The organism is Leeuwenhoekiella marinoflava DSM 3653, assembly GCF_900129005.1.
Classification (GTDB): Bacteria; Bacteroidota; Bacteroidia; order Flavobacteriales; family Flavobacteriaceae; genus Leeuwenhoekiella; species Leeuwenhoekiella marinoflava.
Genome location: NZ_FQUN01000027.1, coordinates 24,411 through 48,953 on the forward strand (window position 1 = coordinate 24,411; position 24,543 = coordinate 48,953).

Consider the following 24,543-nt stretch of genomic DNA (forward strand, 5'->3'; position numbering starts at 1 on the left):
AATGGCGAAATTCAAATTAGACGAGGTTGATCATCAGATCTTAGATATGTTGATAGAGAATACCAGAACACCTTTTACAGATATAGCAAAGAAATTATTGATCTCTGCCGGTACTGTTCATGTACGTGTAAAAAAGATGGAAGAAGCTGGTATCATTGTAGGATCATCGTTAACGCTTGACTATGCTAAACTAGGTTATTCCTTTATCGCTTATGTAGGCATCTACATCAATAAAACAAGTCAAACCACATTTGTTTTGGAGCGTATCAATCAAATTCCTTATGTTACGGTAGCACATGTTACTACAGGGAAATTTAATATTTTCTGTAAAGTACGTGCTAAAAATACTGAGCATGCTAAAAACATTATCTTTATGCTAGATGATATTGAGGGTGTTTATCGTACTGAAACGATGATATCTCTTGATGAAAGCATTAATGATAAGAAGCGTTTAATGCATAGTATTTTTCAAGACCTTTAAAGTAAACCAAAGAATATTTTAATATAAAATACCCTTTGGCTTTACTGGCAAAGGGTATTTTATTATAAATCAGAAACTAACTTATGTCAAGACAACCAAAACTAGAACGTTTTAACAATCAGGTAAAATCCAAGTACCAGGTTTACAATAGTTTATTTATGACTCTGCCATTTCATGGCATTACAGATACAGGGGTATTATTACCTCTTTTTGACAGAATCTGTACACGGGGTTATGATAACAAATACAATCCGGAAAAAATTGTAAACTATTTCTTTGAGAAGTATCAACGTGATGTATCTGAAGAAGATCGTTACGATTTACTTTTTAGATTCATTCAGTATATAGAAAGACAAGTAGTGCTTTTTGATGCTATTGAAGATTCTGCTTATCGTACGGTAAACAATATGGACGGTCGTGGAACCCTGCGCAATATTAAAGAAGAGGCGGAGGCGCAATCTAAAACTGAAGACTTGAAAGCATATCTTCAGGATTTTAAAATTCGTCCTGTATTAACTGCGCATCCTACACAGTTTTATCCGGGAGCGGTTCTTGGGATTATCAATGATCTTAGTGCTGCAATTAATGATAACAATCTCGAGATGATTAAAAAATTGTTATCTCAATTGGGTAAAACACCATTTTTCAAGAAAGAGAAACCTACCCCTTATGATGAGGCTGTGAGTCTGATCTGGTATTTAGAAAATGTATTTTATAAAGCTTCAAGTCATATCTATAACTATTTACATCAAAATGTTTTCAAAGGAGAATTTTTTGATAACGAAGTAATCGATCTTGGTTTCTGGCCAGGTGGTGACCGTGATGGTAACCCATTTGTGACTACTGAAATTACCTTAAAAGTAGCTTCTCGTTTAAGAAGTACAATTATTAAAAACTACTATAGAGATGTACGCAAACTGCGTCGTCGTATAACTTTTAATGGCACCGAAGAGCCTTTGGCAGATTTGGAACGCAGACTTTTTGATAGTATCGCTGTTAAAGATGCTGAAGTAAAAGTTTCATTAGAAGAACTTCAGTCTACCTTAAAAAGAATCAGAAAACTGGTTATTGAGCGTCACGAGAGTTTATTCTTAGAAGAGATAGATGATTTGCTTAACAAGATAACGATGTTTGGTTATCACTTTGCTGTTTTAGACATCCGTCAGGATAGTAGGGTGCATATGCATGTTATGGAGGAAATTGTAAAGCAATGTGCTAAAGATAATCTAGGCATTTTTCCTGATAATTATCTAGAGCTTGATGAAGCTAAGCAAATTGAAATATTACAAGATGTTAAAGGGAAGGTAGATCCTGCAACTTTAGAAGATGATATTGCGCGTAAAACACTAGAAAGTGTATATGCTATACGTGAAATTCAAGCGCAGAACGGTGAACGCAGTTGTAACCGTTATATAATAAGTAACAACCAGACCGGACTTAACGTGATGCAGGCATTTTCTATGTTTCATCTTACCGGTTGGGAAAATCCTACAGTAGATATTGTTCCTTTATTTGAAACGGTACCAGATTTAAAGATCGCGCACGAGGTTATGCGTAAACTATATACGAACCCGGCATATGCTGCACATCTTAAAGCCAGAGGTATGAAGCAAACAATCATGCTTGGTTTTAGTGATGGTACCAAAGATGGAGGGTATTTAATGGCAAACTGGAGTATTTTTAAAGCAAAAGAAGAACTTACTAAAATATCACGTGAGTTTGGAATCAAAGTAATTTTCTTTGATGGTAGAGGTGGACCTCCAGCACGTGGTGGTGGTAAAACACATCAATTTTATGCTTCTTTAGGAGAAACTATTGAAGATGAGGAAATACAATTAACCGTACAAGGGCAAACCATTAGTTCGAATTTTGGAACACCAGATTCTTGCCAATATAACTTGGAGCAGTTATTGAGCTCAGGTATATTTAATGGCGTATTCTTCCAAAAAACAAAAGCGTTCCCGGATGCAGATCGCTCAACAATGGAAGAGCTTGCTGAAATTAGCTATAAGACCTATTCAGACTTTAAAGCGCATCCTAAATTCTTAGGATATTTAGAGCGTATGAGTACTTTAAAATATTATGCTAAAACAAATATTGGCAGTAGACCTAGCAAGCGTGGTAAGAGTGATAAATTAGATTTTTCGGATTTACGTGCTATTCCTTTTGTGGGATCTTGGTCACAACTTAAGCAGAATGTGCCTGGTTTCTTTGGAGTTGGTACTGCTATTGAAGCCTTTGAAGAAAGAGGTGAATTTGACAAGGTTAAGTCTTTGTACGAGAACAGTTTATTCTTTAAAACTTTGCTGGAAAATAGCATGATGAGTTTGACTAAATCATTCTTTGGTCTTACGGCTTATATGCAGGATGATCCGGAGTTTGGTGCATTTTGGGATTTGATTCATGATGAGTTTGAGCGTACTAAACGTATGTTATTAAAACTTACTGGTTACAGTGAATTGATGGAGGAAGAGCAAGCTGGTAAAGCTTCCATTCAGGAGCGTGAGCGTATCGTACTTCCATTATTGACAATTCAGCAGTTTGCATTGAAGAAAATTCAGGAAATGAGCAGGGAAGAAAATCCTGATCAGAAAAAACTGGATATGTTTGAGAAAATGGTAACCCGTTCTTTATTTGGTAATATCAATGCAAGTCGTAACTCGGCATAAGTATGACCATAAAGGATTTAGATCATAGCGAGTATAATGCGTTTTATAGAAACTATGTAGAATTAGTTAGAAATGATGTGCATTTGCTTGATGCGCTTAGAAACGGAAAACAGAAAAATGTTACATTTTATAATGAAATACCTGAAGAAAAATGGCATTATGCCTACGAGTCCGGCAAATGGACAATCTTAGAGGTGCTTCAGCATGTTATAGATACAGAGCGTATATTTAGTTACCGTGCATTGCGTATTGGTAGGGGAGATAAAACTCCGCTTGCCGGTTTTGAGCAGGATGATTACATCAAGCCTTCTCAAGCTAATGAGTGCAGTATGCAAGAGTTGGTTGAAGAATATAGTTTGGTTAGAGATTGTACTATTAATTTGTTTAAAGGCTTTAATGATGAGGCTTTAGCAAATACAGGTACTTCTAGTGATGCTGCATTATCTACCCGAGCTGCGGGCTTTATCATTTGCGGTCACGAAGTGCATCACGCTAATATTATATATACGCGATATCTAAACTCTTAGAACATTAACTAGTTAAATTTTGAGAGGCTGTAATTTTAAAATTACAGCCTTTTCTTTTAGATTTATGTAAACTTTGAGGCAAGCTCGGGTTATTTAAATCCTCGATTATCGAGTAAAGATTTTAAAAATGAGATTTGATATAACACATACAGCTTTTTATATAGATGACAATCAAAAGCAAAACAATCAGTTAATAGGGCTCGTCTTGAGTTTGAATTTATTTAGCTCGGGGGTTAGCCTGTTGAATAACTACACGGAAGGAATTTCATTAAGAAATTTGATTTCTTTTGTTTTGGTTGTAATTTCAATTGGTTTAATTCTCTATTTCTGGAAGAAAAAAACCTCAAAAACAACTATTGATTTGAGTGAAATTGAATTCTTAGCTGAAAAATCCCTCTTTGGAAAGTCTTATTGCTATCTCAAATTAGCTGATGGAAAAATCCGTGAACTGGAATCTCCTCAAACCGAAACAGGAATTAAGGATTTTAAAAATCAATTTCTGGATCAGAATATCGTTATTAAGAACCTCTATTTTTTTAAATTCATCTAACTATGAATTACCGTACGCTATTTAGTTTGAGTTTAGTGATTTTAATGTGTTCCTGTAAGAATACCAATAGTGATAAAAACGCATCAATTCCCAAAAAAGAAGCGCAAGAACCCCATAAAAATTTACTGAAAGATTTTCCGGCAATCAATGATTCAGGATTTGTAAATGCAGTTATAGAAATTCCGGCAGGAACTACGGAAAAATGGGAGCTTAATAAAACTAACGGAAAAGTAGAGTGGGAAGAAGTAGACGGTACTCCCAGAATTGTAAATTATATCGGTTATCCCGGTAATTATGGAATGATTCCGCGTACATTGCTTGATAAAGAAAATGGCGGAGATGGTGATCCGCTAGATATTTTAGTTTTAGGGCCACCTGCTGAACGAGGAAGTATCATTAGTGGTAAGCTTATTGGGGTTTTATACTTAAAAGACCGTGGGGAGCGAGACGATAAACTAATAGCTGTTGCTGCTGATTCTCCTTTTGAGAACCTCAAAAGCATCAAAGAATTAGATGCTAATTTTCAGGGAGTTTCAGAAATTATCACGACTTGGTTTAGTAATTATAAAGGACCTGATATGATGCAAGCTTTTGGCTTTGGCGATGCTAGAGCAGCAAACAAAGTATTGGAACAAGCAATCCGAGAATACAATACTGAAAAATAAAAAAGCGCCAGATTCTTTAAACCTGACGCCTTTATAATTCTCGCAGAAAATTAGTTTTGAACAGGACCGGCATTAAAATAATCCATCCAATTATCCTGAACTTTTAAAACTTGCTCAATCACATCACGCACACAGCCTTTACCACCTTTTTTGTGAGAAACATATTTAGCAATTTCTTTAATCTCTTTTACTGCATCTTGTGGGCAACATGGTAAACCAACCCCTTGCATAACAGGATAATCCGGGATGTCATCACCCATATATAATATATTTTCGGGCTTGATGCTGTTTGTTGTGATGTACTCGTTAAACTGTTTCATTTTGGTGTGTGCACCAAGATGTATGTCAGTAACGCCTAGTGCTGCCAGTCTGCTGCGCACACCTTCATTAGTACCGCCGCTAATTATGCAAATTTTATATCCTTTGTCTAAAGCGCATTTAATCGCATAACCATCTTTTACGTTCATCGTGCGTAACATGCCTCCTTCTGAATCTATGATTAATGATCCATCTGTCATCACACCATCTACATCAAAAATAAACGTTGTAATATTTCTTAGATATTCTTTGTAACTCTTATCGCTCATAATATTTTTGGATTGCTTGGGTTAGTAGCGTATATAATTCTTTCTGTTCAGCGCTTTTTAAAGCTGAAAGCTGTTTATTTATAGTGATTGTATCATTGCGCTTTGCGGGGCCGGTCTGTGAATTTTCAGGACCAATGCGAAATGCTTTATCAATTGTTTCCAGCACTAAAGGTTTCAGTAATTCAAAAGGAACCTTGCTGTCATCACAGAGCTGTTTGGCTTCAGTCAAAATATGATTTGTGAAATTATTGCTGAAAACTGCTGCAAGGTGTAAAGCCGCCCGATCTTTAGAATTTACTGTGAAATAGTTCGCGGATAAGCTTTCAGTTAAAGTCTTAATCATCTCTAAATCTTGTTGAAGTTTTGATTCAATTAAAAAAGGTATTTTTTTGTAAATCAGTTCTTTTTCTTTAGAAAAGCTTTGTAGAGGATAAAGAACTCCGTAGCGTTTATTTTGATCTAAAATAGCCATTGAAGTACTTCCGGAAGTGTGAAGAATTAAAGCTTCAGATTCAATCAATTGTTGGGAAACAGCAGCTATTGCAGCGTCACTAACTGCAATCAAAATTACATCAGAACTAAAAGTTTTTTCGAGTTCTTCATTTAGATTAGTGGTAGTGCAAAATGAATTGAAAACTTCTAATTCAGCTGCATTTCTTCCTGCAACAAATTGTAGATTAACGTCTTGAGCTGCACTAAAAGCTTTAGCAAGATGAAATGCAACATTCCCGGTACCGATTATTGAAAGGCTTAACACGCTTCAAAAGTAAACAAATAAGACTTAATTTATAAGGAATAGCCTGCGTTAAAGCTTTATTAATGCTCTTTTGTTTTGTAACTTCGCGCAATCAAAAAATTGCACATTTACTATGCAAAAACGTATTGCAGATTTCCTGTTTTCTACCCGTTTAATGGCTGTTTTATTTATTGTTTATGCTGTGGCCTTAGCTACAGGTACTATTCTTGACGCCGGCCAAGAAACTTCTCCCACACCTTACACACGTGAACTCGTTTATGAAACCTGGTGGTTTGAAATGATTCACTTGCTATTCATAGTAAACTTTGTGGGTAATATTTGGCGCTTTAAGCTGTGGCGTAAAGAGAAATGGTCTACACTGCTTTTTCACCTGTCCTTCATCCTCATTATTTTTGGAGCTGCCTGGACGCGTTATGTGGGTTACGAAGGTGTTATGCCTATTAGAGAGGGAGAAACTCAGAATACTTTTTTAAGTGAAAAAACTTATTTACAGGTTTTTATCGATGGCGAAAAAGACGGCGCTCCTATGCGCAGGGTTTTAGATGCTAAACGTTTAAATCTTTCTACACGACTGGATAACAGTTTTGATTGGGAAACTGATTTTGCAGGCAAACCGGTAACCATCTCTTATTCTAATTTTATAGATGGAGCAGAAGAAGGTTTGATTGAAGATCCTAATGGTTTGGCACAACTTAAAATCGTTGAAGCTGGTGATGGCCAGCGACATGAGCATTTCTTAGAAGAAGGTCAGGTTGCGAGTATTCATAATATGTTGTTTGCTTTAAATAAACCTACAGAGGGTGCGATTAATATTGGGTATGATGGTGAGCATTATACGATAAACACCCCTTTTGAGGGCAGCACGCGTGTTATGGCAACGCAAACGGATTATGATGTTGCAAAAGATAGTGTTCAAGAGTTAAAGTTGCGGGCGCTTTATCAATTAGGCGGTATGCAGTTTGTGATTCCTGACCCGGTAATGAAAGGTAAAAACGGTATTGTTGAGGCATTCCCAAAACAGAAAGGTCAGGCTGATGCTTTATTTGTTACTGTAAAAACTGAAGACGGCCAAGAGGAAGTAGGCTTATTAGGAGGTAAAGGTTTCAGTAATGAAATGGTGTCTACAAAAATAGGAGATCTTACTTTTCATATAGCCTACGGCAGCAAAGCTGTAGAATTACCGTTCTCTATCAAACTCAATGATTTTATTGCAGAACGTTATCCGGGAACTACCAATGCATATTCTTCTTATAAAAGTGAAGTGAGCGTTATTGAAGGACCGCAATCTGGTTTTGACTATGATATATTTATGAATCACGTTTTAGACCATAAGGGGTATCGCTTTTTTCAGGCGAGTTTTGATCCGGATGAATTGGGTACTGTACTTTCTGTAAATCACGATGCGGTAGGAACTTGGATTACGTATATCGGTTATTTTCTGTTGTATTTAGGTTTGATGATAATATTGTTTGATAAAGGAAGCCGTTTTGGAGATCTTAAAGTAAGACTGGATAAAGTGAAAGCTAAAAAAGCAAAGATTAGTGTTATCGCCATTCTTTTCGCACTTGGCGGAAATACGCTTCAAGCGCAAGAAAATGAGGTTGTAGTAGAAAACGGAAACACTAAAGTCGTTGAGCAAAAGCCAGAAACTGTGATTCCCGGTACTGCCACGCTAGAACAAGAGCAACACACAGCACCTACAAAAACGCAGATCGACTCGATGTTGATGGCCAATAAAGTGCCTGCCGAAGAAGCTGCTAAGTTTGGCAAGTTGGTTATACAGGACGATGGCGGGCGTATGATGCCGGTAAATACCTTTTCGAGTAAATTGTTGCGTAAATTAAGCCGAAGCGATAGCTATGAAGGTCTTACCGCAGATCAGGTATTTTTATCTATGGTTGAAACTCCGTTTTTCTGGTATAATGTAGATTTTATTTATGTAAAACCAGCTAACGACAGCCTTCGTGGAATCATAGGTGTACCAAAAGAACAAAAGTATGTAAGTGCTATAGATTTTATAGACAATATGGGGCGTAATAAACTCGACCCGTATATAACAAGTGCCTATCAGGCTGAAGTTAAAAATGCATTTGATAATGATTTTATTGACATTGCAGAGCGTCTGGGCTTGTTGAATCGCGCTGTGAGTGGTGAGATTTTAAAGATCTTTCCTTTGGTTGGGGATGAAAACAACAAATGGGTTTCTTATCCAGAATTGAATGAGTCTGGTTATAAGGGGATGGATTCCTTATATACAAAACAGATTCTTCCGCTCTATTTTTCCGCTTTAAAAGAAGGAAATGAAACCGGAGATTATGCTAAGGCAGATACTTTTTTAAAGAGTATTAAGAGCTTTCAGGAGAAATACGGTAGTGCAGTAATGCCTTCTCAGGATAAAGTAGATGCTGAAGTATTTTACAACAAGCACGATATTTTTACCAAGCTGTACTGGATGTACTTACTCGCCAGTATTTTTATGTTTGTTTTTGTGATCATTCGCATTTTTAAAGACAATACGTTTATTAAAGCGATGGTTCGTATATCTGGTGGGGCAGTAGGCTTACTTTTTGCGCTACATACCTTAGGCTTGATCTGGCGTTGGTATATCTCGGGTCACGCACCTTGGAGTGATGCGTATGAGTCTATTCTTTATGTAGGTTGGGCAACTATGTTTTTTGGTTTAGCTTTCGGGCGAAAAAGTTCGCTTACAATTGCCAGTACTGCTTTTGTTGCCGGTTTTATTTTATGGGGAGCGAGTATGAACTGGTTGAATCCTGCAATCTCAAACCTACAACCGGTTTTAGATAGTTACTGGTTGATGATTCACGTGGCAGTTATCGTTGGGAGTTATGGGCCGTTTACACTGGGGATGATTTTAGGTCTGGTTACGCTATTCTTGATATTGCTTACTACTACTAAAAATAAAGCCAAAATGGAGCTCAATATTAAAGAGCTTACCATCATAAACGAGATGGCTTTAACGGTAGGTCTGGTGATGCTTACTATAGGGAACTTCCTAGGTGGTCAATGGGCAAATGAAAGTTGGGGACGTTATTGGGGTTGGGATCCTAAAGAAACCTGGGCGTTGATCAGTATTATGGTTTATGCATTTGTGATTCATATGCGTTTAGTTCCCGGTTTGCGCGGTAGATGGTTCTTCAATCTAATGGCAATATTGGCTTATGGAAGTATTATGATGACCTATTTTGGAGTGAACTTCTGGTTATCTGGGTTACACAGTTATGCAAGTGGAGATAACATTTTAGATTTGAATAAAGCACTAATTATTTTTATAGGTGTAGTTGCATTTGCATTATTGGCGTACCCTAAGTACAAGAAGTTTTATAAGAAATAAGATTGCTCAATAGCGTACTAGTGTTGATAAAAGAGTTTTGGTATGCAATTAGCTATATGGGCTTTTTGCATATCAAAACTTTTTCTTTTGGACTAAATCCAGACTCATTCTCATATTCTAATGCAAATTCTCTGACTTCAATACAGAATCCAGCGTGTTCTAATCGTGTTTGAAGTCCCTTAACAGCATAAATTCTAACGTGATCAGACTGACCAAAATGTTGTTCGCGAATTTCTGGTGCTGTGATTGTAAAGTCCTCATGAGTGTCACCTTCTTTAAAAGGTGTTTGTATGATGCAAGTACCAGTAGTCTTTAGAACTCTAAAAAGTTCTTGCATAGCTTTGTAGTCATCTTCAATATGCTCTAAAATGTGGTAACATATTATCAGATCAAAAGTCTCGTCAGCAGAATCAATTTTAGTGATATCAAAAGAAACATCAGATAAGAAATGTTCTGATAAATCAGAACTCAAATAATTATGGTTGTTTTTCAGTAATCTGTAAATACTTCTTGACGGCGAGAAGTGAAGTATTTTAGTTTCCGAAGTGAGAAATTCATCAGTTAGTATTTTGTAAAGTCTTCTGGTTCGTTGAAGACTTCCGCATCGCGGACAAAGTCTGTCGTTTTTCAGCGTTACAAAATCAGATAACTTCTTTTTGCAAATAGTACACTGATATGTATTTCCTTTATAAAACAGGTAGTAGACATACCGTAGCTTATATTCATATGTAAACAATAAGCGCCTGGGAATTATTTTTGAAATAAAGCTCTTTATACCTGAATACATAAATTAGAAAAGTTGCGTTATATGAACTTCTACTCGATAATCGAGATTTAAATGCTCAGAGGCTTGCCTTGAAGTCAAAAGCTATTTCCTTTTAATGCCTTGTGGGTGTGCTCTAAGATTATTTATTGAAAATCATCACAAGATAAAACTTTCGATAAATAAAAATGGCTATCTAAAAAGACAGCCATTTTTATTTGTTGCATAAGCATCTAGAAATAGAGCACAAACTCAATTGAAGATTATACCCTCAATTGTCACTAAATTAAAGTTCGCCAACCATATCTTCAGGTTTAACCCACTCGTCAAATTCTTCCTCACTTACATATCCCAGATTTACGGCTTCTTCTTTAAGAGTTGTTCCGTTTTCGTGCGCTGTGTTTGCAATTTCAGCAGCTTTGTAATAACCGATTTTTGTATTTAAAGCAGTTACCAACATCAATGAATTATCAAGCATCGTTTTGATACGCGGATGATTCGGTTCAATACCAGCAGCACAATGTTCCTCAAAAGAAGCGCAAGCATCACCTATTAACTGCGCACTGTGTAAAAAGTTAGCAGCCATTACCGGTTTAAACACGTTGAGTTCATACTGCCCTTGCATTCCACCAACAGCGATAGCCATATCGTTACCAATAACCTGAGCACAAACCATAGTAAGCGCCTCACATTGGGTAGGATTTACTTTACCCGGCATAATAGAAGACCCCGGTTCGTTAGCAGGAATAGTGATCTCACCTATACCAGAACGTGGTCCACTCGCTAAAAGACGAATGTCATTAGCAATTTTATTCAACGAAACAGCAAGCTGCTTTAAGGCACCGTGAGACTCTACAATTGCATCGTGTGCCGCAAGTGCTTCAAATTTATTATCAGCAGTTTTAAAAGGCTGCTCTGTAAACTTTGCGATATACTCAGCTACTAATTTTGCATAACCTTTAGGCGTGTTGAGTCCGGTTCCTACGGCAGTTCCGCCAAGAGCTAATTCAGATAAGTGATCTAAAGTATGCTCAAGTGCTTTAATGCCGTGATCCAGTTGAGATACATAGCCTGAAAATTCTTGCCCGAGGGTTAGGGGAGTAGCATCCATTAAGTGCGTACGTCCAATTTTTACTACCTCACGGAAATCATCAGATTTCTTTTTAAGTGTATTTCTCAATTTGATAACTCCCGGTAATGTAACCTCCATTACTTTTTGATAAGCCGCGATGTGCATTCCTGTTGGGAACGTATCGTTAGATGATTGAGATTTATTTACATCGTCATTAGGCTGAAGCGTTTTATCACCTTCTCCTAATTTCTTTCCCGCCAGTATGTGTGCACGGTTTGCGATAACCTCATTCACATTCATATTGCTCTGGGTACCTGAGCCGGTTTGCCAGATCACTAACGGAAACTGATCATCGTGTTTACCCTTTAAAATCTCATCACAAACTTCAGCGATTAGATCTCTTTTTTCTTCAGAAAGCACACCCAATTCTGCATTGGTATAAGCAGCAGCTTTTTTAAGATATGCAAAACCGTAAACGATTTCTAAAGGCATTGAAGCCGGATTCCCAATTTTAAAATTATTACGAGAACGCTCGGTTTGTGCGCCCCAGATTTTATCTGCCGGTACTTTAACTTCACCCAGCGTATCTTTTTCTATTCTGTATTTCATTTTGGTCTTTTTAGTAGTCTAACAAAAATAAAGGTTTGTCGTTAATTTTTACTGTTTAGGATGGTTATAAATCTGTTTATAAATTAAAAAATGAATTGTGTTTTTTACAAGATAAATACTAAATTTGCAACAAGACAAAAACCATATTATGTTTGAATTTGATCAATACTTAGGCTTCTTAGCATTTTTAACCATTTTAACCATCGGGTTTTGGTTAATGATATTTTTAGTTTCTATTCTTCCTTACTGGATTGGTGGTGCGTTTGTAGAACGTATGAAAGAAATCCGTGAGAAGAAAAAATTAGAACGAGGAAATTCATAAGTATTTTCGTTATATAATTTTAAGTGAAAAGTCCTGCTCTTATGAGTAGGACTTTTTTTATGTGATACTCTGTTTAACATAATTTCGAGGAATTAGAAATGTATTTAAAATAGAAAACCTTCTCTCTTGAGAAGGTTTTCAGAATTTAAGGAATGAAAGGGTATTAAATTTTAACCTTGGTAATCGCCTTCATCATCTTCGCCTCCTGATTGGCGGTTTCTCTGGTTTTCATTTTTACGCTGATTGAAGCGATAAACAAATGATAAATTGATTTGACGTTGTCTCCATTGAAACTCGCTATTTCTGGTAAACAAATCATTTGTGGTGATTTGACTTCTTTTTCTTCCGTTTAATAAATCACTTACATTCATAGAAACAGTACCGTTATCACCAAATACATCTTTACTAAAAGCAAGATCTATAGAAAGAATACCGTCTGTATCAGACTGAGCGTTTTGTGAAGCACCACGGTAATTAGCATTGGTTTGCCAATCTATACCTAGCGGAAGTGATACTTTAGAGCTGAATCGTGCAAAGTAACTGGTGTTTTTAGCACTGTAATCTACATCATTAAAGAATCCTTCGGTATTGAACTGGAAGAAGTTAAAGCTCCCATTCAATCTTAACCATTTTGCCGGATTGTATAAAACACCTAATTCTGCTCCGATACGTTCGTTGCTTGAAAGGTTTACAGGAATACTTCTAATTACCGTGTTTCCATTAGTATTGCTTCCTTGTCCTTGTAATTCTATAATTTCTTGTACCACTTCAAAAGATTCGGTTTCTCTCTGAAAATAAACAGATGACGTAAGGGTTAATTTATCCCATCTCTTTAAGTATCCTAAATCATACGCATTAGAAAATGCAGGTTGTAGGTTGGGATTCCCTTGAAATACGTTATTACGACTGCTTCTGTCTGGAAATGGATTTAAGAACCATCCTCTGGGGCGGTTAATTCGGCGGTTGTACCCCAGCGTTACATTTTCACGATCGTTCAGTTCGTAAGTAATATTTAAAGTAGGGAAGAGGCCCAAATAGTCATTATTAAAATCAGTATTGATTTCAAAACCATAAATATCCTGTAATTCAGCTTCGGTTAACGCAGAACCAATTTTTCCTTTAAGCTGTGTATTTTCTAAACGCAAGCCTGCCAAAACAGAAAAGTCTCCAAATTTGCTTCCTAACTGGGTGTAAACCGCATTAACATTTTGAGTATAATCAAAGTTATTGGTTAAGGTGTCGTTTTGAATGAAGTCATTCGAGTTAGCAATTTGCTCTTGGTTTACTTTGTAATCTGTTATTTCATTTTCAAAGCTACCGCGATATCCTGCTTCAAATTGTGAACCTTCTCCAAATGGAAGCACATAATCAGCCTGAATCAAATATTCGTTTTGCTTTTCATTAGTCAATAAACGCTCTGCTATAATAGGGTTTGTATTTTCAGTATCAAAAGTGATATCCTCATTGATAAATGTATTTTGAATCTCTTCGCTGGTAGCATACTGTACATCTGCAGTTAACTGATGTCCTTCGTCATTAAAGCGGTTGATGTAGTTTAAAGAGAACTGGTAGCGATCATCTTTTTCTTTTTGACGTTCAATACGTGTTGTTTCTAAAACTTTAGAAGCGTCTCTAAAACTTTGAGTAAGGTTGGTCGTTTCATCTACATCATTTCCGTTACGGTAAAAAACGGTACCGGTAATAGAAGATTCATCTGATAAATAATATTCTAGTCCGAGATTGGTATTGAAACCACGGTTTAAACGCTGAATATCTCTATCTTCTATAATACGACCGTAAGTAGGAGTTACATCACCTGCAGTATTGTATTGCGTGTCAAAATATCCATTACCCGGAGAGCTTGAATAGCGGTAACCCGTAGTATTAAAAACGTTGAATTTATCTGTACGTAAATTTAAATTAGCAGAAATACTTGCCAAATCAGGATTACCCACACTTGTATTTATAGATCCATTAAAACCTAATGTTTTCTCTTTGCGTAAAATGATGTTTAAGATACCCGCTGTACCTTCTGCATCATATCTAGCTGAAGGAGATGTGATTACTTCAACACGTTCTATCGCATCTGCCGGAAGCTGTCTCAAAACATCTGTAGAGCCGTAACCCGCAATCGCTGAAGGTTTACCGTTAATAAGGATACGAACATTTTCGTTACCTCTTAAACTGATACTTCCTTCTACATCTACAGAAACAGAAGGAACGTTGTTTAGTGCGTCACTTACCGTACCACCGGCAGTAGTTAAATCTTTACCTATATTGTAAATCTTTTTATCTAATCTGATATCTACGGTAGTCGTTTCTGCAACAACAGTAACTTCATCTAAGTTAGAAGCAGCAAATTCTAATTGCGTTGTTCCTAAGTTAAGATCTCCAGAAATAGTTTTGGTAAGAATTATTGGCTCAAAAGAAATGTATTCTATTTTAATCGTGTACTTCCCTGCAGGCACTTCAACTTTAAAATTGCCGGAAGTGTCTGTAATACCACCTTCTACATCCTCAGCGTTGTTGACGTCTGTGACTGTAATGGTAGCGTATTCTAAAGGGATGCCAGCATCTTTGTCAACCACTTTACCGGTGATTGTGTAATTTGAAGATTGAGCGAATGTTAGGGTTGAAAATAGCAGTAGTAATCCTAACAGAAAATTATTTTTCATAGTCATTTTTTGGTTTCAATACTTAGACTAAGAAAATAAGAGAGGTTTAATCACTGTTGGTTAAAATTCTGTTAAGATAAATCGATTTACGTTAAGAGGTTCTTAATGTTTTCGGAAGGTCTGCCTACAACGGCTTCATTGTCAAGAATTACGATAGGACGTTCTATTAATTTTGGATTGTCTACCATTGCCTGAATAATTTCTTTATCAGACAAATCTTTTCCTTTGAACTGCTCTTTCCAGATCGATTCGTTCTTTCTAACCAGTTCAATAGGAGCCATTTTTAGTTTTCCTACAATCGCTGCAAGTTCTATATACGAAGGTGGTGTGTCTAAATAGTTGATGGTATCAAATTCTTTACCTGACTCTTCTAAAAGTGCTAAGCCTTGACGGCTTTTGCTACAACGTGGGTTGTGGTATATTTTAAGCATATTTATAATTCGTTACTGGTTTCTTTTTGGCCGGTCATCATCAAATAGGCTTTTAGAAAGGCATCTATGTCTCCATCTAAAACAGCATCTGTATTACCGGTTTCTTCACCGGTACGAACGTCTTTAATCAGTTTGTATGGGTGTAGCACATAATTACGGATCTGCGATCCCCACTCAATACTTTTCTTTTCTGCCTCAATTTCATCACGAGCAGCCTGGCGTTTTTTGAGTTCTATTTCATAAAGCTGAGACTTTAGCATTTGCATTGCTTTTTCTCTATTCTCTAACTGAGAACGGGTTTCACTATTATGAATAACGATTCCGGTAGGGTGGTGGGTCAAAATAGCTTTGGTTTCTACCTTGTTTACATTTTGCCCTCCTGCACCTGATGAGCGTGCAAAATCCCAGTTGATATCTGCCGGATTAATATCTATTTCAATACTATCATCGGCAAGCGGGTATACATAAACCGAAGCAAAAGAAGTATGTCTTTTAGCATTGCTGTCAAAAGGAGAAATACGAACCAACCTGTGCACGCCGTTTTCACTTTTTAACCAACCAAAAGCATACGGTCCGTCTATTTCTAAAGTAACGGTTTTAACCCCGGCAACATCACCTTCCTGATAATTGAGTTCTTTGATTTTGAATCCGTTCTTTTCGCTCCACATCAGATACATACGCATCAACATAGAGGCCCAGTCACAACTTTCGGTACCACCGGCTCCAGCTGTAATTTGTAGAACAGCGCTTAAATCATCTCCTTCTTCAGAAAGCATATTTTTAAACTCCATCCCTTCCACAAGCTTTTGTACTTTATCATATTGTTTAAGCACTTCAGCTTCGGAAGCATCTCCTTCTTTATGAAATTCTAATAGAACCTCCAGATCTTCGGTAAGTGTTATTGACTGTTCAAAATCTTTAACCCAGTTCTTTTTTTCCCGAAGGCTACGCATAAAAACCTCTGCCTCTTTCGGATCATTCCAAAAGTTAGGGTCAAAAGTTTTTTCTTCTTCGTTTTGTATTTCTACTCGTTTCTGATCTATACCTAAATGCGTTTTAAGCGCATCAATGCGCTGCACAAGATCTTTGATCTGATCGCTCGTTATCATGCTTAACCGGTTTGTACGAAAGTTACTATTTTAAAAATAGAGTACCGCAGATTCAATCCAATGGTGATTGCTGATTCTCTTTTTAAAATTAAAGCAAACCTAAGAAAATTAAACGCTATAGTACAGGTTATAACAGGCTTTTAAAGCGCCTGATCTTCATCTGCATCCAGTTGCTGTCTAAGTTGCTGTTGCTGTTGGTATTGCTGATTTTGCCATTGAGATTGAAACGCCAACTGTTGTTTAAACGGAAGCGGTTCAAACAATTGGTTTTCAGAAAATACATCAGGATCGCTTTCTGCCCGAGCATTTACCTCAACGGTATACGAAGTTTTATTTGCTGCAGAATTGCTGTAAATAATTCCCTTAATAGGTGCGCAGTCAGAATAATCTTGTCCGTGAGCCACTTTTATATGGTTTTCAAGAGCAATCAGATTGTTAGCCGGGTCAAAGCCTAACCAACCTTTTTCAGGGATATAACACTCTGCCCATGCGTGCATTTGAGAATCTCCCTGATAACCATTCCCTTGGTGTAAATACCCCGAAGTATATCGTGCAGGTATGTTGTTAAGGCGAGCAATTGCCAGAAATAAATGGGTAAAATCTTGACATACACCAGCTCCTTTTTCTAAAAACTGTACAGGAGTTGTGTTAACGTCAGTTACACTGGTTTTAAATGTGAAGGTTTTATGAACCCATTCATTCAATTCAGTCAAATTATCAAAGATCGAACGCTCTTCAGAGAACTGAAATGGGAGTTGTGTTTTTTCTAACTGTGTAAGTGGAGTGGTGCTGAGAAAACGCTCGTAATCAATCTTAAAATTAAGGCTTTTGATCAGTATATAATGCTCGGGGTTAGCGACACTATCTAATGCTGAAAATGGATTAATAACTTCTTTACTCATGATGTAATTAGCCTCAAAACTTATAGCATCAAAAGGTTTTTTAGGGTGTACACGACAAATGGGAAAACCAAAGGTGTTAGTAGAAATATCGATGCCTGTATTTAACGAATTTGTAAATCTAGAAATTCTTACGTGCTGGGTTTTGTTTTCTTCAGGTCTTAAAAGAAATTGCCAGAAAGCTTCGTCAACCGTAGCCTCGTACGTATTAACAGCTTTATATTTAATTGTATATTCCAAGGTATAGGGGGTTTAACTTGACAAAAGTACTATTTAAACCCATACTATTTAAATATTTAATAATTGAAGTATTCCTTCTCTATTTTTTTTGCGATATCAATAAGGATGTCTTGAATCTCTTCTATAAAGTGCTCAACGTTGCCTTCGATAATATCTACGGTTCTGTAACGGTATTCTGCATGAGTTTTACCTATTAAAAAAGCGGCTGTATCCTTCCCAGGATATTTATCTTCATTCAATACACTTATGTGATTTTTCACCTGTACTAAACTATTCATTACAGAGCGTGGACACTCTGGATTTAAGATCAAAAACTCTAAAGTGCTGAGACTTGTAGGTGTTTTTTTATAATATCTACGCATCATATCATAAGCTTCAATACATTTCAAAAGTGTGGTCCATTCATAACTTTTACTAAATTTCTTATCATATCCGCCTTGAGCTTTTAGCGCATCATAATATTTAGTCTGAATAATACGTACTACTTGCGTAGCTCGTTCAATATTAACACCAAGCATTATGATGGCATAAACCTCGTCGTGTAAGAGTGTTCCCCGTATTTTAGCTCGTATTATAGATGTTGATTCTGCAATTTGTGTGGTAAAATCGAATAGTCCTTTGCTTACAAAAAAGTCTGCATCATAATTCAGTACAAAATGGTAAAACTTATTGATAGACTCGTAGAGTTCAGTGGATATGAGATCTCGCGCACCATTAGCATTTTCCCGGGCATACTTGATGCAATTTAAAACCGAAAAAGGTTTCTCGGGGTTTAAGCCTATATCGTAGAATGCATTTTTTTCAGAGAGCTCATAATCCTCTTCAACAGGACCGTTTGCCATAAACAGCAACGAGTGCAAGACGTGATCTCTGGATTGTGATTTTTCGTTAGGAGCATCTAGTGAAGAAAAATAATTGACATTGAGGTATCTGGCAACGTGTTCTGCGCGTTCAATATAACGGCCCATCCAGAATAAATTATTCGCTACTCGTGCAAGCATAAATTTGTTTTTACTTTAAAATGAAGTTAAGGTGCGTTGAAAATCTATTTTTTTAAGACCCATGTATCTTTAGAACCACCACCCTGGGAGGAGTTTACAATGAGGTTTCCTTTTTTAAGAGCCACCCGGGTTAGACCTCCTTTGAGCACAAATTCTTTATCTGCCCCCAGGAGACAAAATGTTCTAAGATCCACGTGGCGTGACTCAAAAGATTCGCTTTCTTCAATATAGGTTGCGTGAACAGAAAGACTCATAATGGGCTGTGCAATATACTTTCTTGGGCTAGCTTGTATGGTTTTCTTCACCTTTTCGATTTCTTCCTTTGTAAGACGATTTCCTATTGAAATACCATAACCACCGGCTTCATCAACAGGTTTCACAACCAATTTATCAACATTTTCTAAGACATATTTCAATTCGTCTGGTCTGCTGCAGTGATAGGTATGTACATTATTAAGAATAGGTTCTTCTCCTAAATAATACTTTATAATTTCCGGCATATAGGTATAAACTGCTTTATCATCAGCAAAACCGGTTCCGGGAGCGTTTACAAGACAAACATTTCCTTTTTTATATGCAGAAAATAAACCCGGAACTCCCAATGCAGAATCAGGTCTGAATTCTAAAGGATCTAAAAACGCATCATCTATTCTGCGGTAAATCACATCTACCCGTTCTGGACCTTTAATAGTCTGCATGTACACAAAGTCATTTTCCACAAAAAGATCCCGACCTTCTACCAATTCTACCCCCATAGACTTAGCGAGATACGAATGTTCGTAGTAGGCAGAATTATACACCCCCGGAGTGATCACAACACAATTAGGTTCATCCACACCGCGTGGTTTTACAGACTCCATAATTTCAAGAAGATTTTGAGCATAATCCGTTACCGTATGTGCATTATAGTGATTAAAAACACCAAATAAGGCTCTTTTTAAAGCTGTACGGTTACAAATAACATAGCTCACACCAGAAGGACAGCGTATGTTATCCTCCAAGACATAATACTTACCGTCTGCGTGTTTGATCAAGTCTGTTCCTGAAATATGATTGTAGATTCCACCCGGAGGATCTATACCTATCATTTGATGTAAATAATTGGCTGATGAAGTAATCAAATCCAGAGGTACAATCCCTTGCTTGATTATTTTTTTATCATGATAAATGTCCCAGATAAAATGATTTAAAGCTTTGCTACGTTGCAAAACGCCTTGCTCTATAACATCCCACTCTTTAGTATCAATTATTCTGGGAAACAAGTCAAACGGAAATATTTTCTCTTTGGCTTCTTGATCTGTGTAGACCTGAAATGTAATACCCTGATTGAAAAAAGAAGCTTTTGCCTTATCATTTAATTTGGCAAAATCCTGACTTGAATGGCCACTATAGAGATCAAAAAGTGTCTGGTAAACTTTCTTTACATTTCCTTTTTCATCAAAAATCTCGTCATAAAATTTAGGATCTTTATCATAAGATGCAAAGATTGATTGTTGGGTTATAGACATTGGTGAATAGTTTTAGTTAAAGTAAGAATTTATCAATTAAATGTGTATAATAAATCATTAATTATCTAAACTATAACTGCGTAATCACCATTTTAATTAATGAAAATTAAAAATCTTTCAATAATTGACAATAGCTTTTCAAATTCATGTCTTTTTAACTAACTAGCTATTCTCAAAAACAGACTTTATAGATGAAAAACACAATTACGCTCGCATTCCTTTTATTGGTTTCAGTGGTTTCTGCTCAATTCTTGGATAAAAAAGAAAATCTTAAAACTCAAAACGGATTTTTTACCTTTCACTATAACGAAAAGGATGATGCAATTTACCTTGAGGTTAAAGATCTTGATTCAGAATTTATTTATGTACACGCATTAAAGAGTGGTTTGGGGTCTAATGATATCGGTTTAGATCGGGGGCAACTTGGCGGTACCGCTTTGGTGAAGTTTATAAAAGCAGGTAATAAGTTACTTTTAGTACAACCTAATCAAGATTATCGCGCGATAACTGATAATGCTGCGGAAAAAGAATCGGTGCAGGAAGCTTTTGCTAAATCTGTTTTATACGGATTTGAAATTAAAGAAACTAAAGACGATACCTATGTTATTGATTTGACTCCATTTTTAATGGAAGACGCACATGGTGTCGCCCGAAGATTGAAGTCTAATAAGGAAGGTACTTATAAAGTAGATAAATCAAAAAGTGCTTTGGCATTAACAAACACCAAAGCCTTTCCTAAAAATGTAGAATTTGAAGCCTTGCTTACCTATGCTGGTACTCCTGAAGGGCGTAATCTTAGATCTGTTGCTCCTGATGCTTCCGTGGTTTCTGTTGTGCAGCATCATTCATTTGTAGAACTACCGGATGATAAATACGAGCCGCGTGCTTTTGACCCACGGTCCGGTGCGATTTTCAGACAGTATAAAGACTATGCGAGTCCGGTGCAAGATCCTATAGATAAACGTATTATTATAAGACATCGTCTTGAAAAGAAAAATCCGGAGCTCGAAATTAGTGAGCCGGTAGCGCCTATTGTTTACTATTTAGATCCGGGAACTCCGGAGCCTGTGCGTTCGGCATTGTTGGAAGGTGCGCGCTGGTGGAATCAGGCTTATGAACGTATTGGATATAAAAACGCCTTTCAGGTAAAAATGTTACCCGAAGGTGCAGATCCACTGGATTTACGTTACAATATGATTCAATGGGTGCATCGCAGTACTCGAGGGTGGAGTTATGGAGCCAGCGTGGTTGATCCGCGTACCGGTGAGATTTTAAAAGGTCACGTGAGTTTGGGTAGTCTGCGTATCCGTCAGGATTTTATGATTGCCCAAGCTTTAATGAATAAGCCTTTTGCGGAAAGTGATGCTAATTACGAACCGATGTTAGCAATGGCAATTGCCCGTATCAGGCAATTATCGGCTCACGAAGTAGGGCATACACTAGGGTTTGCTCATAATTTTGCTGCAAGTGTTGCAGACCGCGCTTCAGTGATGGATTATCCGCATCCTAGCCTAGGTTTAAAGAAAGGTGAAATTGACTTTAGCGATGCCTATGCAGTAGGAATAGGCGATTGGGATAAAGTTACCGTTGCCTATAGTTATGGAGCTGTACCAAAAGGAATGACGGAATCCTGGTATTTAAATGAAGTGCTAGAGGACGCTGAAGAAAAAGGATTACGTTTTATAACAGATAGCGATGCCCGTGCTTCTACGGGTGCTCATCCTGATGCACATTTGTGGGATAATGGCGCAAATGCAGCAGACGAATTGAATGCTGTACTAGCACTTCGTAAACAAGCCATTCAGAATTTTTCAATAGATAACATTCGCACAGGAGAAAGCTACAGTACTCTAGAAGATGTATTTGTTCCTTTATATTTTTATCACAGATATCAAGCGGAAGCGACTATCAAAAGCATTGGCGGTTTGCGTTATAACTATGCGGTAAAAGGTGACGATAGACAGAACGTAGCAGAACCCGTTTCTGAGGAAGAGCAGCTAAATGCTCTTGAGGCTGTATTGAAAACCTTAGATGCGGAATATTTAGCGATTCCTAAAGACAAACTCAGTTTATTTCCTCCAAGAGCTTTCGGTTTTAACCGAACGAGAGAAAGCTTTAAAGGCCATACCGGGATCACCTTTGACCCCTTAGGAGCGCCTGAAACAGCAGCAGCAATGACTTTAGATTTTTTATTAAATGCAGAGCGGGCTAATCGTATTGTTGCACAACACGCCTGGGATTCTAAACTTCCATCATTTGATAAGGTGCTAGATGCTATTTTAGAGCACACACTTTACAAGGAGCAAAAAGATTCTTATTTTGCTGAAGTTCAAAAAACTATCAACTACCGTGTTTTGGAGCATTTAAAACAACTTTCAGTAACTCGTAAAGCAATTCCTCAAGTTAAGGCTGTAACCTATTCAAAATTCTTAGATTTGACCATGAAACTGGCAATGTCACAAGATGCAAATGACCGGTATATCGCTCAGGAACTAGGTAGGTTTATCAAAGACCCTGACGAATTTAAACCGGTTACAGCGCCTACAATTCCAGATGGTTCGCCTATTGGGAGTTTTCAATGCCTTAATAACTAAAAACCGTGACCAAAGAAGAAATTGTACGTAAACTACCTTATACAGATCCTTTTTTATTTGTAGATACAATAACAGAGGTTTCTCAAAAACATATTACAGGAGAATATACCTTTGATGAAAATCTTGATTTTTATAAAGGTCACTTTGTGAATTTTCCGATTACTCCGGGAGTAATTCTGCTAGAATGTATGCAACAAATTGGTTTGGTAAGTTTAGGAATCTATTTATTGCGGGATAAAGATTTTGATCTAAAATCAAATTCCACCGTAGCCATGGTAGAAAATGAAGCTCGTTTTTACAAACCGGTTTTTCCAAACGAAAAAGTTACAGTTATCTCTGATTTAGAGTATTTTAGATTCTTTAAACTAAAGTCAAAGGTTAAGATGCTAAACGAGGCAGGAGAGATCGTTTGTAGCGGTGTTTTCTCCGGGATTTTAAAACCGGGCGATGCAAAATCATAGAGTTGTAGTTACCGGTCTCGGGGTTTGCTCGCCTAATGGTGTTGGTGTGCCTGCTTTTAAAAAAGCACTAGAACAAGGAAAAAGCGGTATTCGATTTTACAGCGAACTCGAAAAATTAAAATTCTCCTGCCAGATAGGAGGGATGCCCCTTATTTCTGAAGCAGTAAAATCTAAGTACTTTACACCTCTACAACTGCGTAATTTTAATGCTGCGGGAATTCTTTATGGTGTTGCAGCCGGTGTTGAAGCCTGGCAAGATGCAGGTTTGGCAATTGATGAAGAGCGGTGTGATTTTGACAGCGGAACCATTTTTGGTGTTGGTACACTGGGTGTAGATAAATACCGCGAAAGCATTTATAAAGTAGACGAAGGCAATACACGGCGTTTAGGAAGCACCAGCGTGCAGCAAACTATGAGTAGTGGTGTGAGTGCCTATCTTGGCGGAATGCTGGGTTTAGGGAATCTTGTAACCACCAACTCTTCGGCGTGTACCACAGGAACTGAAGCCATCTTTATGGCTTATGAACGTATTAAAGCGGGTAAAGCAACACATATGCTTGCCGGGAGCACCAGTGATGGCGGCCCCTATGTATGGTGTGGTTTTGATGCTTTGCGCATTCTTCCTTCTAAATACAATGACAAACCCGCTGAGGCATCCAGGCCTATGGATGCAAATGCTTCAGGCTTTGTGCCCGGTTGTGGTGCAGGAGCACTCGTGTTAGAAACTTTAGAAAGTGCTCAAAAACGAGGAGCAACAATCTATGCAGAAATTTTAGGAGGTCACAGCAATAGCGGCGGTCAGCGTCAAGAAGGTTCTATGACTGCGCCTAATCCAATAGCTGTTAAGCGCTGTATAGCTGAAGCTGTAACTGATTCAGGAATAGTGGCTTCCCAAATCGATGTGATTAACGGTCACCTCACCGCAACTGCAAAAGATGATTTAGAGATTCAGAATTGGAGTGAAGCCCTGGGGAGATCCGGAGTAGATTTTCCCTATATCAATTCGTTAAAAGGTATGACCGGTCATTGCCTGGCAGCTTCCGGCAGTATTGAGTGTGTGGCTTCGGTGTTAGAATTGAAGCATCAATTTTTATTTCCGAATATCAACTTGCAAAACCTTCATCCTGAGATTAAAAAAGTGATTGATATCTCCAGAATTCCTACCCAAAAAACCGACTTAAAATTTAATATTCTTGCAAAAGCGAGTTTTGGTTTTGGGGATGTTAACTGTTGTCTTATTTTTAGCAAAATTTAATTTCGCAATAGCG

Annotated in this window: 20 protein-coding genes; 10 read left to right on the top strand and 10 right to left on the bottom strand. The window is 37.3% G+C overall.

The features are described from left to right. The first annotated feature begins 1 nt into the window (after position 1). From BUB91_RS19365 to BUB91_RS19385, 5 genes are all read left to right on the top strand, one after another. A complete protein-coding gene (locus tag BUB91_RS19365; RefSeq protein WP_009780242.1) occupies positions 2-481 on the top strand; it encodes an Lrp/AsnC family transcriptional regulator in 480 nt (159 codons plus the stop codon). An 83-nt stretch (positions 482-564) separates the two neighbouring features. Then, positions 565-3,150, top strand: coding sequence for a phosphoenolpyruvate carboxylase (locus tag BUB91_RS19370; protein ID WP_073100882.1), 2,586 nt, complete (start codon positions 565-567; stop codon positions 3,148-3,150). Between the two features lie 2 nt (positions 3,151-3,152). Further along, positions 3,153-3,677 (top strand): DinB family protein, encoded by a 525-nt coding sequence (locus tag BUB91_RS19375; protein WP_073100884.1) that lies wholly within the window; start codon positions 3,153-3,155, stop codon positions 3,675-3,677. Between the two features lie 127 nt (positions 3,678-3,804). Beyond that, complete coding sequence (locus BUB91_RS19380) at positions 3,805-4,227, top strand: hypothetical protein (RefSeq protein WP_073100886.1); 423 nt, start codon at positions 3,805-3,807, stop codon at positions 4,225-4,227. A 2-nt stretch (positions 4,228-4,229) separates the two neighbouring features. Continuing rightward, on the top strand, positions 4,230-4,892 hold the full coding sequence (locus BUB91_RS19385) for an inorganic diphosphatase (RefSeq protein ID WP_073100888.1): 663 nt from the start codon (positions 4,230-4,232) through the stop codon (positions 4,890-4,892). Positions 4,893-4,942: 50 nt separating this feature from the next. Here BUB91_RS19385 and BUB91_RS19390 read toward each other — a convergent pair whose 3' ends face one another. Beyond that, on the bottom strand, positions 4,943-5,479 hold the full coding sequence (locus BUB91_RS19390) for a KdsC family phosphatase (RefSeq protein WP_073100890.1): 537 nt from the start codon (positions 5,477-5,479) through the stop codon (positions 4,943-4,945). Beyond that, positions 5,469-6,236, bottom strand: coding sequence for a Rossmann-like and DUF2520 domain-containing protein (locus tag BUB91_RS19395; protein WP_073100892.1), 768 nt, complete (start codon positions 6,234-6,236; stop codon positions 5,469-5,471). Before BUB91_RS19395 ends, BUB91_RS19390 begins: the two co-directional genes overlap by 11 nt. Before the next feature lie 112 nt (positions 6,237-6,348). Here BUB91_RS19395 and ccsA point away from each other — a divergent pair, with 112 nt between their 5' ends. Next, the gene (gene ccsA / locus BUB91_RS19400; RefSeq protein ID WP_073100895.1) at positions 6,349-9,591 is read left to right on the top strand and encodes a cytochrome c biogenesis protein CcsA; all 3,243 of its coding nucleotides are present in this window, start codon (positions 6,349-6,351) and stop codon (positions 9,589-9,591) included. Positions 9,592-9,643: 52 nt separating this feature from the next. Here the strand turns inward: ccsA and BUB91_RS21680 are convergent, their stop codons facing one another. Together BUB91_RS21680 and fumC are read right to left on the bottom strand one after the other, a co-directional pair. Further along, positions 9,644-10,063, bottom strand: coding sequence for a class I SAM-dependent methyltransferase (locus tag BUB91_RS21680; RefSeq protein WP_241652682.1), 420 nt, complete (start codon positions 10,061-10,063; stop codon positions 9,644-9,646). Between the two features lie 577 nt (positions 10,064-10,640). Further along, complete coding sequence (fumC, locus tag BUB91_RS19410; RefSeq protein ID WP_073100899.1) at positions 10,641-12,035, bottom strand: class II fumarate hydratase; 1,395 nt, start codon at positions 12,033-12,035, stop codon at positions 10,641-10,643. A 148-nt stretch (positions 12,036-12,183) separates the two neighbouring features. On the opposite strand from fumC, the gene BUB91_RS21110 reads away from it, so the two are divergent. Beyond that, entirely contained in the window at positions 12,184-12,357 is a 174-nt protein-coding gene (locus BUB91_RS21110) for a hypothetical protein (protein WP_164917884.1), read from the top strand. 170 nt (positions 12,358-12,527) lie between these two features. Here BUB91_RS21110 and BUB91_RS19415 read toward each other — a convergent pair whose 3' ends face one another. The 6 genes from BUB91_RS19415 to BUB91_RS19440 all read right to left on the bottom strand — a co-directional run bounded on the left by BUB91_RS19415 (position 12,528) and on the right by BUB91_RS19440 (position 20,220). Next, positions 12,528-15,038 carry a TonB-dependent receptor gene (locus BUB91_RS19415; RefSeq protein ID WP_394342926.1) on the bottom strand — a complete coding sequence of 837 codons (2,511 nt, stop codon included), beginning with the start codon at positions 15,036-15,038 and terminating at the stop codon, positions 12,528-12,530. Positions 15,039-15,118: 80 nt separating this feature from the next. Continuing rightward, positions 15,119-15,463: an arsenate reductase (glutaredoxin) gene (gene arsC / locus BUB91_RS19420; RefSeq protein WP_073100903.1), complete on the bottom strand. Its 345-nt coding sequence runs from the start codon at positions 15,461-15,463 to the stop codon at positions 15,119-15,121. A gap of 2 nt (positions 15,464-15,465) precedes the next feature. Next, the gene (prfB, locus tag BUB91_RS19425) at positions 15,466-16,572 is read right to left on the bottom strand and encodes a peptide chain release factor 2 (protein WP_073100906.1); all 1,107 of its coding nucleotides are present in this window, start codon (positions 16,570-16,572) and stop codon (positions 15,466-15,468) included. 140 nt (positions 16,573-16,712) lie between these two features. Then, complete coding sequence (locus BUB91_RS19430) at positions 16,713-17,711, bottom strand: transglutaminase-like domain-containing protein (protein WP_073100908.1); 999 nt, start codon at positions 17,709-17,711, stop codon at positions 16,713-16,715. A gap of 56 nt (positions 17,712-17,767) precedes the next feature. Then, positions 17,768-18,712, bottom strand: coding sequence for an alpha-E domain-containing protein (locus tag BUB91_RS19435; RefSeq protein WP_073100910.1), 945 nt, complete (start codon positions 18,710-18,712; stop codon positions 17,768-17,770). Positions 18,713-18,756: 44 nt separating this feature from the next. Continuing rightward, entirely contained in the window at positions 18,757-20,220 is a 1,464-nt protein-coding gene (locus BUB91_RS19440) for a circularly permuted type 2 ATP-grasp protein (protein ID WP_073100912.1), read from the bottom strand. 191 nt (positions 20,221-20,411) lie between these two features. Here BUB91_RS19440 and BUB91_RS19445 point away from each other — a divergent pair, with 191 nt between their 5' ends. From BUB91_RS19445 to BUB91_RS19455, 3 genes are read left to right on the top strand one after another with little or no spacing between them, the layout of a single operon-like run. Next, a complete protein-coding gene (locus BUB91_RS19445) occupies positions 20,412-22,814 on the top strand; it encodes a zinc-dependent metalloprotease (protein WP_073100914.1) in 2,403 nt (800 codons plus the stop codon). Between the two features lie 5 nt (positions 22,815-22,819). Then, positions 22,820-23,275 (top strand): 3-hydroxyacyl-ACP dehydratase FabZ family protein, encoded by a 456-nt coding sequence (locus BUB91_RS19450; protein WP_073100916.1) that lies wholly within the window; start codon positions 22,820-22,822, stop codon positions 23,273-23,275. Next, positions 23,262-24,530 carry a beta-ketoacyl-[acyl-carrier-protein] synthase family protein gene (locus BUB91_RS19455; protein ID WP_073100918.1) on the top strand — a complete coding sequence of 423 codons (1,269 nt, stop codon included), beginning with the start codon at positions 23,262-23,264 and terminating at the stop codon, positions 24,528-24,530. Before BUB91_RS19450 ends, BUB91_RS19455 begins: the two co-directional genes overlap by 14 nt. Positions 24,531-24,543 lie beyond the last annotated feature (13 nt).